Genomic DNA, 13,213 nt, shown 5'->3' with positions numbered 1-13,213 from the left:
GCTTGTCCGGTCCGACGCGCGGCGCGGCATTCGCCATGAATGATGTTGGAAAGACGCGGCGGGCGGGCGCGCGTACGAAAAGGGAGCCGCGAATCACGCGGCTGCCTTTTCGTATTCTCAGCTGGGCAACTCCAGGACCCTGGCGTGCAGGATCGATCGTTGGTGCAGGGCCGCGCGCAACGCGCGATGCAGCCCGTCTTCCAGATACAGCTCGCCCTGCCACTGCACCACGTGCGGGAAAAGATCCCCGTAGAAGGTGGAGTCGGCGGCGAGCAACGAATGCAGGTCCAGCATGGCCTTCGTGGTGATCAACGAGTCGAGCCGGACCTGCCGTGGAGGGATCTGCGCCCACTCGCGGTGGGTCAGTCCGTGTTCGGGATAAGGGCGTCCGTCGCCGACAAGCTTGAAGATCACCCCCCCGATTTTAGGAGAGAATTCGATTCCTTGCGTTGTCGGTACGTGTCAGCGCAGCTCAGCCAGCCCGCAGTCGTTGGGATTGCCGTTTTTGTAGCCGCGTTGGAACGCGTTGACGCGTTGCTTGGAGCTGCCGTGCGTGAACGATTCAGGATCGATTCTGCCGGTGGTGCGTTGCTGGATTCTGTCGTCGCCGACCGCCGCGGCGGCGTCCAGGGCTTCGGAGATTTCCGCCCGGGTGAAGGGCTTCTCGTAGAAGCCGGTCTTGACCGCGTTGTGCGCCCAGACGCCCGCGTAGCAGTCGGCCTGGAGCTCGATGGGGACCGACGAGCCGCCGGAGCCGAGCGCGCCGAGCAGGTCCTGTACGTGGTGGCCGTACTCATGGGCGATCACGTACGCCTGCGCGAAGGGGCCGCCCTTGGCGCCGAACTGGCTGTGAAGCTGGTCGAAGAAGCTCAGGTCGAGGTAGACGCGCTGGTCGCCGGGGCAGTAGAAGGGGCCTACCGCCGAGCTGGCCGTGCCGCAGCTCGTCCGTAACCGGCCCGAGTACAGAACGGTCTTGGCCTGGCGATATGTCGAAATTTCCTGCTTCCAGTAGTCCTGGATGCTGTTGACCACTCCCACCACCCGGCACCGCTCCGACTGGTCGGCGTCCTTGCCCGTCTGGCATTGGGAGGAGAGGTTGGAAGGGGGCCGCCGCTGCGCCGGCTCGGCGCCGCCGCCCACGTTGTTCAGCACGAAGACCAGCACGAGCACGATCAGGCTGACGATGCCGCCACCGCCGATGATCATGCCGCCGGGGAAACCGCCGCCGCCCCCGCCCGAATAACCGCCGGCGTCCTCCACTTGCGAGGAGTCGAGTTCGACGTCGTCTCTGAAGTCCATCCTGACGTCCCTTCTGGGGGTGCCGCGCGACTGACAGCTTCCCCGATGGTTCGTCTAAATACCTCCGGAGAACGTGTCGCACCGCATCGGGTCCCCGCTCTCGTACCCGACAGTGAACCATTTCTCCCGCTGCTGCGACGTGCCGTGCGTGAAGGCATCGGGGGTCACGCGGCCCTGCGTGCGCCGCTGGATGCTGTCGTCCCCCACGGCCGAGGCCGCGCTGAGCGCCTGGTCGATGTCCTTCTGGGAGAACGGCTCACGGTAGAAGCCGGTCTTGACCGCGTTGTGCGCCCAGACGCCCGCGTAGCAGTCGGCCTGCAGCTCCAGTCGTACGGACGGGCTGCCTGCTCCCGGCCTGCTTTTGGGGCCGACCCTGCTCATGGTGCCGAGCAGGTTCTGCATGTGGTGGCCGTACTCGTGGGCGATCACGTACGCCTGCGCGAACGGCCCGCCCTCGGCGCCGAAGTCGCGCTGAAGCGTGTTGAAGAACGTCAGGTCGAGATAGACCTTGCGGTCGGCGGGACAGTAGAAGGGGCCCACGGCGGAGTCGGCCGTGCCACAGGCGGTGTTGACCGCCTGCGAGAAAAGCACGGTCTTGGCAGGCGTGTACGTCTTGCGCCCGCGCTCCCCGAACGCCTGCCGCCAGTACGACTGGATGCTGTTGACCGTCCCCACGACGCGGCAGTCCTCGGACTGCTCGGCGTCGGCCCCGGTACGGCAGCGGGCGGCCAGGTTGCCGGTCGGGGAGAGCCCGGGCGGGGCGCTCGGCTGCTGCCCGCCGCCCTGATGGCCGCTCTCGTTACCGGTGAACGGCGACGGAAAGACCCCGAACAGGAACATCCCGGCCACCGCCAGGATCAGCAGGAGGCAGCCGCCACCTCTGCCGCCGATGGGCAGCATGCAGCCGCCCCTGCCCCCGCCCGGTTGCGGACCCGAGGCCCGCACGTCCTCGACCTGCGATGGATCAAGTTGGGCGTCGTCGTCGAACTGCATGCCTCCCCTCTCCCCCGTAATGTTCCGATTACGCGGAGCGATGGCCGTTGTGATGAGGAATCCCGTATATGTCCGCTAATCTGCCGATATGACGGGTGGCTTGGTCGGGATCGCGCTGGTTTCGCTGGGCATGGTTCTCACGCCCGGTCCGAACATGATCTATCTCGTTTCACGCTCGATCTCCCAAGGCCGCCGGGCCGGCCTGATCTCCCTCACCGGCGTCGTCCTGGGCTTCACCGTCTACCTGACCGCGACGTGCCTGGGGCTGACGGCCGTCTTCGCGTACGTGCCGATCGCGTACACGGCGCTCAAGCTGGCCGGCGCCGCGTACCTGCTCTGGCTGGCATGGAACGCCGTCAAGCCGGGCGGCACCTCGGCCTTCCAGCCTCGCGAGCTCGTCCCCGAGCGCCCGCGCAAGCTGTTCGGGATGGGCCTGATCACCTGCCTGCTCAACCCCAAGATCGCCATCCTGTACCTGTCGCTGCTCCCGCAGTTCATCGACCCGGCCATGGGACACGTGCTGCTGCAGAGCCTGGCGCTCGGCTCGGTCCAGATCGCCGTCGCGACCACGGTCAACGGCCTGATCGCGATCTCGGCGGGCGCCCTGGCCGCCTTCCTGGCCCGCCGCCCGCTGTGGCTCCGCGTCCAGCGCTACGCCACGGGCACGGTGCTCGGCGGCTTCGCCGTACACATGGCCATGGACCGCTCAAAGGCCGTGGTCGCCGCCTAGCCACAAGCAGGCGACAGCCACTTCACCATGATCAAGCAAGGGTTGTCCGGCCACAGGTCATTCGTGCTGCTCTCTCTCGCCCTTCCGCTCGCCACAATGTTGCTGATCGGGTTCCTGGCGACCCAGGTCTCCTCGCGCCCCGGCTGGATGTGGCGTTTCGGCCGTTGACCTTCTTCCCGGCGTCGTAGCCGCGCCGTGGCCGGCCACGGCGCGATCATCGATCTCCGCCGTCCCAGAGATCGCCTGAGCCCTCACTCTTCAGGCTCTTGCTCTGGCTGGGCGAAGGGTGGCTGTCGGATCAGGCGGTGGGCGGCCCGGGGAACACGTGGGCGTTGCGAGCGCACCAGTCCGCGAACGTCCGTGGCTCGCGTCCCAGCAGGCGCCGTACGGTGTCGCTGCGTACCCCGGCGGTGTCCGCGCGCATCAGCGTGAGCCCTTCGACAAGGGCGTCGGCGAGAGCCTGTGGCGCTCCGTGGGGGTAGCGGAACCGGACCGCCTCGGCCGGCGTGGCCACCGTCCGGACCTCGATGTCGCGACCGATCGCCTTGGCCAGGATCTGGACCTGGTCCGCGACGGTGAACGCCTCGCCGCCGGTCAACAGGTACTCCTCGCCCTCATGGCCGTCCTCGGTCAGCGTGACGGCGGCGACGGCGGCGATGTCCGCGGGATCGATCGGCGCGGCACGGCCGGGGCCGACCGGGTCAAGGACGTAACCCCTCTCACGCAGGGTGGGCAGCCAGTCGAAGGCGTTGGTCATGAAGCCGCAGGGCCGCAGGAACGTCGCGGGGATGCCGCAGGCGCGGATCAACTGTTCGCGTTCGTGGTGCCAGCGGCCCATCGCGGGTATCGGATCGCCGATGGCGGCGTACGACGACAGGTACACGACGTGCCGCACCCCGGCCGCCTTCGCGGCGGCGATCGCGTGTTCGGTGTGTTCGATGCCGATACCAGGTACGAGCAGGAACAGCCTCTCGGCGCCGTCGAGGGCGGTCGTCAGCGTCGCGGGCGCGTCCAGATCGCCGACGACGCGCTCGGCCCGTTCCGGCAGGCCGGCCGCGCGGGCGGGGTCGCGTACCAGGATGCGGAAGGTGGCGCCCCGCACGTCGAGTTCGCGGACGAGTTCACGGCCGATGTGCCCGGTGGCGCCGGTGACCAGTAGCATGGGGACTCCGTAGTTTCGTTTACCGGTTAATGATTTTTCTCGTGGGGAACGTTAACCGGTAAACGATTCATCGTCAACCGGCCAGCGACGGCCCGTTCAGCCGGTTGCGCAAACTCCACCGGAGGCCCACGGTGTCCGAACTCCTGGACCTGCACGGCAAGACCACGAAGGCGATCCGAGCGGCGGCTGACGCCGCGATGCGCCGCCACGGGCTGCGCCTCGGGCAGGATCACCTGCTCGCCGCGCTGTGGGAGCAGGACGGCCGTACCCCCGGCGAGGTTGCCGCCGCGACGAACGTCACGACACCCGCCGTCACCAAGGTAGCCGCCCGGATGGCCGAGGCCGGGCTACTCACCCGGCGGCGGGACGAGCGGGACAACCGCCTCGTACGGCTCTGGCTCACCGACGCGGGACGCGCGCTACGGGAGCCGATCGAGGCGGAACGGCGGCTCTTGGAAGAGAGAATCACCGAAGACCTCACGGCGACGGAACGCAAGCACCTCATGAGCGCGCTGGCGAAGATCCACCGGTCGGCAAGCGACCTGCTGGGCGGCGACCCCGTGGAACACGACGACCCGTCCCTCGCCTGACCGTCTTGATGCGGAACTTGGCCAACCTGCGGCGCTGGCAGCGGGATCCGGGCGGTAGGCGGGTCAGTTGGTCGCTTTCCCGGACCTGGCCCCCGAACGTCCACGCGTGGGCATCCAACTCAGTCTGAGTGACGCCGAACCGGTGACGCCGTTCGCCAGGCGCTGCGACTCTTGCGTGCCGAAGGGCTCATCGACCCGGAAAACCGGCGGGGGAGCACCGTGCGGAAGCCTGGGTGTCGGAACCTCTGTACCGGTTTGAAGAGGCCCCAACCTGGCGCATGAGGAACTCGTGATGCTCCCTCCCGTACCCAAGCTCGACGTCCACCAGTGCCTGAGTGAGCTGCCCGTACCTCTTGCCTACGAGGGACCTTGTCCCGGTGGCCAGGTTGGTGCCGCGTATGTGCGCTGGCCCGATGGCCACCGGTCGGTTTTGACCCGCGGGCCCGATGTGAGCGGGCTGTTGTCGGTGGCGCGGGCAGCAGGCATTCCAGCGCCGAAGTACGAACTGGTTCAGTCGCCGGTAGTTGTCCAGGAACTGCTTCCAGGGGCCATCGCACGCATCCCTACGGCGGCGACCGTACAGCACATGATCGAGATCAACCGGCGGTGCCGCGGCGTGCTCGCAGGGCGTTCCGACCTGTCGGCGCTCCGGCTCCACCTGCGTGAGGACGGGCCAGGCTTCTGCCTGCACGGATCGCTGCGCGCCTACGACAGCCGGACACGCTACCTGCTCGATCAAGTAGAGGAAATCGGCCAGGCATTCCCGGACACCCTTGAGGGCGATGATCTGGTCCACACCGACTTCCACCCAGAGAACGTGCTGGTGGATGTGACAGGAACGGTCACTGGCGTGATCGACTGGGACGGCGCCACCCGCGGTCATGCGGACTTCGACCTGTTCACACTCCGCTTCGATCTAGCCCACCGTGCCCCTGATCTCCACGTGGACGTTCCCGACACCGTGGCCCTGGTCTGCTGGGCGCACATGAGCCTGCGCATGGTGGATTGGGCCATCCGTCACTTCGCCGCCTCCGACGTCACAGTCTGGCTCGACATAGCCCACAGACTCAGACCCCATTAACGTCCAGCGTCCACTTGCCGCATGATCCACAGGCGTGTGTTGGAGGTGCCGAGTGACCACCCGGCGAGCTTGGACGCCTCAATGTCGGTCACCGAGTCCCCCACCAGCAGGGCGGATTGAGCGCCTGATCAAGCAGGCGAGGGTTCGGCTTCATGAGTGATGGGTCCGCCACCGCCCGTGCCGAGATGTACTTCACCCGGCCGCCGAGTGCTTCCCGGTCCAGGAAGGCCGTCACGGCAGCCACCGAGTTGTTGCTGACGATTCCTATCCTCGCGTGAGCGGCATGTGGAAAGCCCTACTCGCCGGAGGGAGACACGCCCGCCGAGAGGTCAACTCAGACCCTGCATAGCAAAAGGGGCCGACTTGGATGGGGTCGGCCCCTTTGCGTTTACTGCCTCAACCAGGCGCGGAGGATAGGGGATTTGAACCCCTGATAGGTTGCCCTATACACGCTTTCCAAGCGTGCGCCCTCGGCCACTAGGCGAATCCTCCGCCGACGAGCTTACCGGACTTCCGGGTGTGCGCAGACCACCTTTTCCGGGGTGGAGCAAGCACTGCGGCATCCGGCTAGACTGTTCAGGGACCCCTCGCGCGGCGTCATCCTGTGAACCTCCCCAGGGCCGGAAGGCAGCAAGGATAAGCGGGCTCTGGCGGGTGTGCGAGGGGTCTCTTCGTTGGGAGCCCCCTCGCAGGCGGGATGGTCGCATGAGCCTTGCGCTTTACCGCAAGTACAGGCCCGGGACGTTCGCCGAGGTCAAGGGTCAGGAGCACGTCACAGACCCGCTGCGGCAGGCGTTGCGCACGGGCCGGATCAACCACGCCTTCCTGTTCAGCGGCCCCCGGGGGTGTGGCAAGACCTCCAGCGCCCGCATCCTGGCGCGCTCTCTCAACTGTGAGCAGGGCCCGACTCCCGACCCGTGCGGCGTCTGTGAGTCGTGCGTCGCGCTGGCCCCGACCGGGCCCGGCCACCTCGACGTCATCGAGATCGACGCTGCCTCGCACGGTGGCGTGGACGACGCGCGTGACCTGCGCGAGCGGGCGTTCTTCGCCCCCGTCTCCGCGCGCTACAAGATCTACATCATCGACGAGGCGCACATGGTGACCCGCGAGGGTTTCAACGCGCTGCTCAAGCTCGTCGAGGAGCCTCCGCCGCACCTGAAGTTCATCTTCGCGACGACCGAGCCGGAAAAGGTCATCGGGACGATCAAGTCGCGTACACACCACTACCCGTTCAGGCTGATGCCGCCCGCGACGCTCCGCGGGCTGCTGGAGGAGATCCTCACCTCCGAGAACGTGCCCTTCGAGCCCGCCGCGCTGCCCCTCGTCGTACGGGCGGGCGCGGGCTCCGCGCGTGACTCGCTCTCGATCCTCGACCAGCTCCTCGCCGGAGCCGAGGAGGACGGCATCACGTACGCCAAGGCCGTCTCGCTACTCGGCTACACCGACGGCGACCTTCTCGACGAGGTCGTCAACGCGTTCGCGGCACGTGACGGCGGAAAGGTGTTCCACACGGTCAACCGGGTGATCGAGGGCGGCCACGACCCTCGCCGCTTCGCCTCCGACCTGCTCGAACGCTTCCGCGACCTGGTGATCCTGGCGAACGTCCCCGAAGCTGCCTCGAGCGGTCTGCTCGATCGCCCCGCCGACGAGCTCGAACGCCTCGTCCAGCAGGCCGCCTCGATGGGCCCGGCCGAGCTGACCCGCGCGGCGGAGGTCTTCAACGCCGGTCTCACCGAGATGCGTGGCGCCACATCGCCGCGGCTGCTGCTCGAGCTGATGTGCGCGCGCGTGCTGCTCCCCGGTGCCGCGCAGGGTGAGGAGGCCCTGCTCGCCCGCCTCGAACGCCTCGAACGCGGCGGCGCCGTCGCCCAGATGGCCGTTCGGGCCGCTGCCGGCTCACCCGCTCCGGCTGCCGCACCCGCCTCGGTGCCCATCCCACGACCGGGCACCTCGTCCGGCCATGTCGGCGCGCACGTCCCTGCGGCGGCCGAAAACGATCTGGCCGGCGAGAACTCCCACGGTCCGGCCACGCAACCTCCCGCCACTCCCGCCACTCCGGCCGCGCAGTCACACGCCGGTTCCGACTCGCCGGGCTCGGCGAGTGCGGGTGCTGATGACTGGCCCGAGCCCGTCCGCCCCGGCTCCCCGCCCGCAGGCGCATCAGGCGGTACGCAGGCGGCCCCGGCGGCGGGCGGCGCGCCGCAGACGTCTCAGGCGGCGAGCGGGGCACAGCAGGCTCCAGCGGCCGGCGGCGCTCCCGCGGGGAGCGGAGTCGGCGCCGTACAGGCCCAGTGGGCCGCCGTGCTCGCCGCGCTCAAGCAGCGCAGCATCGTGGTCTGGGCGAACGTGAGCACCAACGCCCAGGTGGTGGGCGTGGAAGGCAATCTCGTCACGCTGGGCTTCACCCAGGTCGGCGCGATGAAGAACTTCACAGGCGGCGGCAAGGACGCCGTGGTGGCCGGCGTGCTCGGCGACGTGCTCGGCGGCACGTGGCGCGTCGAAGCGGTCGTCGGCGGCTCCCCGCCCCCTCCCCGAAGCCCTTCCCGCGCCCCTTCACACGGCCCGGCCGCGGGTCACGGTGGCCCGGCCGGCGGTCACGGAGCGGCGGCGGGTTCGGCGGGCTCGGCCGCATCTCAGGGTACGGTCGGCACACACGCCGCCTCCCAGCCCGGCTCCCAGGGCCGTACGGCATCGCACGGCGGTTCCCACGACGACCGGGACGCCCAGGAGCCTGGCCCAGGCCAACCTCCGGCCGCGTCCCCCGGCCACCAGACCACGGACGAGTCCTGGCCCGACGCCCCGGACGACTTCGGCCCCGGCTCCCCGCCGACCCCCGACCCGACGCAGACCGTGCCCGTAGTACAAAACGCAGGCGGCGCCGCACCGGCTGGGGGCTCTCCGGGAGGCGGTACGGGCTTGGCCGCCGCGAGGTCGGCGGCGAGGGCCGCTGCTCAGGCGGGCCCTCGCGTCCCGTCCGCCCGTGGCGGCGCCGCGGCCTGGCCGGAGACGGTCCCCGTGCGCAACAAGGTCCCGGATTCGGACGACGTCGACCCCTTGAACGACGCGGACGCCGACGTGGACGCGGTCTCGGGCATGGCCCTGCTCGAACGTGAGCTGGGCGCCCAGGTAATCGGCGAAATCAACCACACCTGACCCGGCGACGCACCCTTAGGCAACCGCGACACGCCACCCTACGACGCCGCGCTCGGCACTGGGACGGCCATCTCCGCTCATGCTCGCTCGGGGCGATGGCTCGATGAACGCGCTCGGCAGTGGACGGCCGTCTCCGCTCGTGCTCGCTTGGGCATGGTTGCTCTACGGACTCCTCCGCCGGGGTAGGCATGCCGCTTGGCGTCGCCCTTCGAGCGGCGCCTGGCCCGGGTGGGCGACGTCGAGCGCCGTGGTCGCCGTCCCAGTCGGGCGTGCCGGTCAAGCAGCACCACCCAGACGGCCAAGATTGCGACGTTACGGTCTGGACCCGCGCGGCCGAGTGGCGTTGAGGTGGAGGTCCGCAGTGACGACGGCGGGCGGCGTTCTCCCGTGCTCCGCCGTAACAAATGAAGCCGTAAAGGGGTTACACGCACAGGCGGGAGCGGGCGGCGGCGGAGCGGGGGTCGGTGGGGGGAAGGGAGGCGAGGCGCTCCAGGACCTCGTAGTCGTCGTGGCCGTTGCAGGTCTGCGCGTACGCCCACAACTCGTCCGGCGAGCCGTGACGCAGCAGACACGCACGCACCTGGGCTTCCAGCTCGTCGCGTTCGCGGCGGATCTCCGCCGACTCCGAGCGCAGCAGCAGCGGGCCTGTGTACGCGCGGGCCAGCGCGCGCGGGTCGTTCGCCGACAGGTTGCGCCGCACCTCCAGGAAGTCGGCCTCCACAGGGCAGGTCAGCCGGTACGGCTTGCCCGCGATGGCTTCCCCGAGCTGGGTCCGCAGCCGGTGGATCTCCGCCCGGATCGTCACCGGATTGCCCTCGTCCCCGTAGAGATGGAACGAGAGCTGCTCGGCCGTCAGCCCGTGCGGATGCAGCGCCAGCAGGGTCAGGATCTCCGCGTGGCGGAGCGACAGGGGCCGGTCGAGGTCGCCGAACGTGGCCCTGGGTGGCCTCTCGCCGAGGAAGGAGAGGGCGAGGGTGGGAGGCATGGCCGAGGGCGTGGGCCGCATGAGGAAACCGTCGGAGAACGGCTCGAGCACGGCGGCGGACCCGTCGGCGAGTATCACCCGGCGGCCGGTGAGGCGGAGGCGCTCGCCCAGGTCGCCCGCCGGGTCGCCCAAGAGGACGCGGCCGCTCGCCGACAGGAGCACCCCGGGCCGTCCGCGCAGGGACTCGAAGCGGCGGCGCAGGCGTTCGTCGCGCTCGTGCATGCGCAGCGCGAGCTGGGTCTCCGCGAGCTTGGCCGTGGCGGCGACCAGGGCGACGGTGGCTGGGTGCAGGCTGCGCGAGGTGCCGCTGACGTCGACGCAGCCGATGATCAAGCCTGAGTCCGGATCGGTGATGGGGGCGGCGCTGCACGACCAGATGTGCAGCGCCCGCATGAGGTGCTCCTCGGAATAGACGTGTACGGGCCCGCCGGCGGCGAGGGCGGTGCCGATGCCGTTGGTGCCGACGGTGTCCTCGGTCCATTGGTGCCCGTCGGAGAGGCCGATCTGGTCGGCGCGGCGCATGATCGCGTGGCTGCCGTCACGCCACAGAATCCGGCCGTCACCATCTGTGACGATCAGTACTTCGTCGGCCAGGCCGGCGAGCGTCTGGGCGATCATGGGCAGCAACGGCCGCAGGGGGTGGGCCTGGCGAACGTCCTTTATGCGAGAAAGGTCGTAAACCAGGGGCGCGCCCTTGCTTTCCGGGTCGATCCCAGCCTCCAGAGACCGTTGCCAGGATGCGGTGATCAGGCGGCGGGGCAACTCCGGCCAGGCGCGGCCAGTCACAGCCGCTTCGTGTGCTCCGCGCAGAAGACGGGAGTACGCGTGGAGATGGGCGTAACTCATCGGTCACTCCAAGTAGTCATCTAGAGCATCCGTCTTGGGAGCCATTCGCGCAACCCGTTCAGGGGATTGCAGAGGGTGATTGAATGAACGCAACCTGTGTGCAACGTTCGGCTCGTTAGTGTCCTGGCTCAACGCGTCGGCGTGGTGCGGCCGCTCCGCCGACGTGGTGGCCGGGTCTCGGACGCTGGAGGGGGGCCGAGATCCGGCCAAAAACATCCCATAGGCGGGGGCACCCCAGTACATGACGCCGCCCAAACCCCGTAGGCTCGTGGAGTCAAGAATGCGGAGCCACGAGGAGCGCACCACGGTGAACCCAGGGGATGTCAACCTGCAGCAGCTGCTGGAGCAGGCCCAGCTCATGCAGCAGCAGCTTGTGAGCGCCCAGCAGGAGCTCAACGACGCGCAGATCGAGGGCTCGTCAGGCGGCGGCCTGGTCACTGCCGTCGTCAACGGTTCGGGCGAGCTGCTCGAGCTCAAGATCGACCCGAGCGTGATCGACGCCGGAGACCCGCAGGACACCGCCGACACGATCGCCGACCTGGTGATCGCGGCCGTCCGCGACGCCGTCCGCGCTGCCGCCGACCTGCAACAGGAGAAGCTCGGACCGCTGGCCCAAGGGCTGGGCGGTGGCGGCCTCGGACAGCTGCCAGGGTTCTAGGCATGTACGAAGGGGTCGTCCAGAACCTGATCGACGAGCTCGGCCTGCTGCCCGGCGTCGGTCCCAAGAGCGCGCAGCGGATCGCGTTCCACCTGCTGGCGGCCGATCCAGCCGACGTCAAACGGCTGGCGCACGCGTTGCTGGAGGTCAAGGAGAAGGTCCGGTTCTGCCGGGTCTGCGGCAATGTGGCCTCGGAGGAAGAGTGCCGTATCTGCCGCGACCCGCGCCGCGACACGCATGTGATCTGCGTGGTCGAGGAGTCGAAGGACGTCGTGGCGATCGAGAAGACGCGTGAGTTCCGCGGCACCTACCACGTGCTCGGCGGCGCGATCAGCCCGATCGACGGCATCGGCCCCGACGACCTGCGCATACGCGAGCTCATGACGCGCCTGGCCGACGGCCGGGTCACGGAGCTCATCCTCGCCACCGATCCCAATCTCGAGGGCGAGGCGACTGCTACCTACCTCGCCCGTCTGGTCAAGCCGATGGGCATCAAAGTGACACGACTGGCCAGCGGTCTGCCTGTGGGCGGTGACCTCGAATACGCCGACGAGGTGACCTTGGGCCGCGCGTTCGAAGGACGGAGGCTGCTGGATGTCTGACCAGTGGAGCGCCCTCGCGGAAGAGATCTCCGGGCACGCGCAGGACTACGTTGACGGCCTGACCAGGGTGGCGGGCGGCGAGGGCGGCGACGCCATCTGGTCGCTGCTGCTGGTGGAGGTCGCGCAGGTGAGTCTGGCGGGCGCCAAGCTCGGGGCCAACCAGGACGTGATCCTCGCGGGCAACAACGAGCCGCCGATGAGCGAGGACCCCGACATCGACGGCGTGCGCACCGCGCTGGCCGAGCGACTGGAGGCCGTCGACGACTACGCCGAGGTGTTCGACCCGTACAAGGACACCGGCGTCACCCCGTACCGGCTCTCGGACGACCTGACCGCGGTCGCCGCCGACCTCATCCACGGGCTGCGCCACTACCACGCGGGGCGTCCCCACGAGGCGCTCTGGTGGTGGCAGTACTCCTACTTCAACACCTGGGGCAACCACGCGGGCGCCGCGATGCGCGCGCTGCAGGCCCTGGCCGCGCACTCGCGCCTCGACGTGGCCGAGGAGACCACCGCGGTCTGATCATCCACATAGTGGTACGGCCCATTCGGCACATGAGAGGCCCCCAGTAGACTGACAGCTCACAGTCCAAACCGGGAGACTCTCGTGGCGCTCGTTGTGCAAAAGTACGGTGGTTCGTCCGTCGCCGACGCGTCCTGCATCAAGCGGGTCGCGCAGCGGATCGTCGCGACGAAAAAAGCCGGCAACGACGTGGTCGTGATCGTCTCCGCCATGGGCGACACGACGGACGAGCTGCTCGACCTGGCCGAGCAGGTGTCGCCGCTGCCCCCGGGCCGCGAGCTCGACATGCTGCTGACCTCGGGCGAGCGCATCTCGATGGCCCTGCTGGCGATGGCGATCGCCAACCTCGGCCACGAGGCCCGTTCGTTCACCGGCTCGCAGGCAGGTGTGATCACCGACTCGACACACGGCAAGGCGCGCATCATCGACGTGACGCCCAGCCGCATCCGTGAGGCGGTCGACCAGGGCAACATCGCGATCGTGGCCGGGTTCCAGGGCGTGTCGCAGGACACGAAGGACATCACCACGCTGGGACGCGGCGGGTCCGACACCACGGCGGTGGCGCTGGCGGCGGCCCTGCAGGCCGACGTG

Annotated in this window: 12 protein-coding genes, 1 tRNA gene, 1 other RNA gene and 1 pseudogene; 9 read left to right on the top strand and 6 right to left on the bottom strand. The window is 69.0% G+C overall.

All coding sequences use genetic code 11. The features are described 5' to 3' along the window. Window positions 1–117: 117 nt before the first annotated feature. The 3 genes from AB0J09_RS13665 to AB0J09_RS13655 are packed head-to-tail and all read right to left on the bottom strand — an operon-like array spanning window position 118 to window position 2,292. Window positions 118–414, bottom strand: coding sequence for a type II toxin-antitoxin system VapB family antitoxin (locus AB0J09_RS13665; RefSeq protein ID WP_349447634.1), 297 nt, complete (start codon window positions 412–414; stop codon window positions 118–120). Window positions 415–462: 48 nt separating this feature from the next. Next, window positions 463–1,299, bottom strand: a complete 837-nt coding sequence (locus AB0J09_RS13660; protein ID WP_360689637.1) for a neutral zinc metallopeptidase — start codon at window positions 1,297–1,299, stop codon at window positions 463–465. Window positions 1,300–1,353: 54 nt separating this feature from the next. Then, window positions 1,354–2,292, bottom strand: coding sequence for a neutral zinc metallopeptidase (locus tag AB0J09_RS13655; RefSeq protein ID WP_360689635.1), 939 nt, complete (start codon window positions 2,290–2,292; stop codon window positions 1,354–1,356). Between the two features lie 88 nt (window positions 2,293–2,380). Between AB0J09_RS13655 and AB0J09_RS13650 the strand changes: the two genes are divergently transcribed. After that, window positions 2,381–3,022 carry a LysE family translocator gene (locus AB0J09_RS13650; protein WP_360689633.1) on the top strand — a complete coding sequence of 214 codons (642 nt, stop codon included), beginning with the start codon at window positions 2,381–2,383 and terminating at the stop codon, window positions 3,020–3,022. A 298-nt stretch (window positions 3,023–3,320) separates the two neighbouring features. Here the strand turns inward: AB0J09_RS13650 and AB0J09_RS13645 are convergent, their stop codons facing one another. Further along, window positions 3,321–4,184, bottom strand: coding sequence for an NAD(P)H-binding protein (locus AB0J09_RS13645; protein WP_360689631.1), 864 nt, complete (start codon window positions 4,182–4,184; stop codon window positions 3,321–3,323). A gap of 131 nt (window positions 4,185–4,315) precedes the next feature. Here AB0J09_RS13645 and AB0J09_RS13640 point away from each other — a divergent pair, with 131 nt between their 5' ends. Together AB0J09_RS13640 and AB0J09_RS13635 are read left to right on the top strand one after the other, a co-directional pair. After that, on the top strand, window positions 4,316–4,774 hold the full coding sequence (locus AB0J09_RS13640; protein ID WP_360689629.1) for a MarR family transcriptional regulator: 459 nt from the start codon (window positions 4,316–4,318) through the stop codon (window positions 4,772–4,774). Between the two features lie 400 nt (window positions 4,775–5,174). Next, complete coding sequence (locus AB0J09_RS13635) at window positions 5,175–5,855, top strand: phosphotransferase (RefSeq protein ID WP_360689627.1); 681 nt, start codon at window positions 5,175–5,177, stop codon at window positions 5,853–5,855. Window positions 5,856–6,262: 407 nt separating this feature from the next. On the opposite strand, the gene AB0J09_RS13630 is transcribed toward AB0J09_RS13635, so the two are convergent. Further along, window positions 6,263–6,347, bottom strand: a tRNA-Ser gene (locus AB0J09_RS13630). 86 nt (window positions 6,348–6,433) lie between these two features. Between AB0J09_RS13630 and ffs the strand changes: the two genes are divergently transcribed. Beyond that, an RNA gene (gene ffs, locus AB0J09_RS13625) (signal recognition particle sRNA small type) lies at window positions 6,434–6,529 on the top strand. A 31-nt stretch (window positions 6,530–6,560) separates the two neighbouring features. Further along, complete coding sequence (locus tag AB0J09_RS13620) at window positions 6,561–9,008, top strand: DNA polymerase III subunit gamma and tau (RefSeq protein WP_360689625.1); 2,448 nt, start codon at window positions 6,561–6,563, stop codon at window positions 9,006–9,008. A gap of 421 nt (window positions 9,009–9,429) precedes the next feature. On the opposite strand, the gene AB0J09_RS13615 is transcribed toward AB0J09_RS13620, so the two are convergent. Next, the gene (locus AB0J09_RS13615; RefSeq protein WP_360689623.1) at window positions 9,430–10,839 is read right to left on the bottom strand and encodes a GAF domain-containing protein; all 1,410 of its coding nucleotides are present in this window, start codon (window positions 10,837–10,839) and stop codon (window positions 9,430–9,432) included. 307 nt (window positions 10,840–11,146) lie between these two features. Here AB0J09_RS13615 and AB0J09_RS13610 point away from each other — a divergent pair, with 307 nt between their 5' ends. The 4 genes and pseudogenes from AB0J09_RS13610 to AB0J09_RS13595 form a co-directional block, all read left to right on the top strand. Further along, the gene (locus tag AB0J09_RS13610; RefSeq protein ID WP_127937722.1) at window positions 11,147–11,497 is read left to right on the top strand and encodes a YbaB/EbfC family nucleoid-associated protein; all 351 of its coding nucleotides are present in this window, start codon (window positions 11,147–11,149) and stop codon (window positions 11,495–11,497) included. A 2-nt stretch (window positions 11,498–11,499) separates the two neighbouring features. Next, entirely contained in the window at window positions 11,500–12,099 is a 600-nt protein-coding gene (recR, locus tag AB0J09_RS13605; protein WP_185069491.1) for a recombination mediator RecR, read from the top strand. Continuing rightward, the gene (locus AB0J09_RS13600) at window positions 12,092–12,622 is read left to right on the top strand and encodes a DUF5063 domain-containing protein (RefSeq protein WP_360689620.1); all 531 of its coding nucleotides are present in this window, start codon (window positions 12,092–12,094) and stop codon (window positions 12,620–12,622) included. Before recR ends, AB0J09_RS13600 begins: the two co-directional genes overlap by 8 nt. An 84-nt stretch (window positions 12,623–12,706) precedes the next feature. Then, window positions 12,707–13,213, top strand: a pseudogene (locus AB0J09_RS13595) (aspartate kinase); the annotation flags it as partial.

Source organism: Nonomuraea sp. NPDC049784, from assembly GCF_040659615.1.
Taxonomy (GTDB): Bacteria; Actinomycetota; Actinomycetes; order Streptosporangiales; family Streptosporangiaceae; genus Nonomuraea.
The sequence above is the reverse complement of the archived record's forward strand: the minus strand, read 5'-3'. Positions and strand labels throughout refer to the sequence as shown.